Source organism: Methylobacterium variabile (assembly GCF_001043975.1).
GTDB classification, from domain to species: domain Bacteria; phylum Pseudomonadota; class Alphaproteobacteria; order Rhizobiales; family Beijerinckiaceae; genus Methylobacterium; species Methylobacterium variabile.
The window spans coordinates 1-690 of the sequence record NZ_LABY01000560.1 but is presented as its reverse complement, the minus strand read 5'-3'; the positions used below and the strand labels follow the sequence as shown (position 1 = coordinate 690).

The following is a 690-nucleotide window of genomic DNA, read 5'->3' as shown; positions in this document are numbered from 1 at the left end:
GTGACGACGCGGTCCTGCTGGATTCGGGCCTTCTCGATCGCCTCGCGGGCGGCGATCTCGGCTTCCTCGATCGTGCGCATCCGCTCGATCTCGCGCTGGCGCACTTCGCGCTCCGATGCGATCCGCGTGGTATCGACCGAGCGCTGGTTGGCGATCCGGACCCTTTCGATCTCTTCGCGGGCCAGTAGCTCCTTCTCCTCGACGGCGCGGGTCCGCTCTATCTCCTTGTTCCTTGTCTCGCGCTCCGAGGCGATCCGGGCTTCGGTGATCGCCTGCTCGTTGGCGATGCGAGCTTTCTCGATGGCTTCGCGCGCGGTGATCTGGGCCTGTTCGGCTTCGGTCTCGCGCAGTGCACGCTCGCGGGCGACTTCGGTGCGCTGCAGGGCACGGCGCATCTCGATGTCGCGCTCCTGCTCGAGGCGTGCGGTCTCGCTCTCGCGCTCGATCTCCAGTGCCTGCCGTTCGGCCTCCAGATTGCGGGAGCGGATCTTGATCATCGAGTCCTGCTCGATGTCGTTGCGCAGCTTGCGCTTGGCCTCGATGTCCTCCATCAGGCGGGTCAAACCTTCGGCATCGAACCGGTTCGAGGGGTTGAAATCTTCGAGATCGGTCTGGTCGAGGTCGGTGATCGCGACCGACTCGAGCTCGAGGCCGTTTTGCGCCAGCGCTTCCGCTGCATTGGCCTTGACG

The 690-nt window shown here is 65.2% G+C and carries 1 protein-coding gene; it reads right to left on the bottom strand.

Going from position 1 to position 690, the window contains the following annotated elements; translation table 11 throughout:
* Positions 1–690, bottom strand: a 690-nt coding sequence (locus tag VQ02_RS34485) for a flotillin family protein (protein ID WP_048448791.1), incomplete at both ends; no start/stop codon positions are given.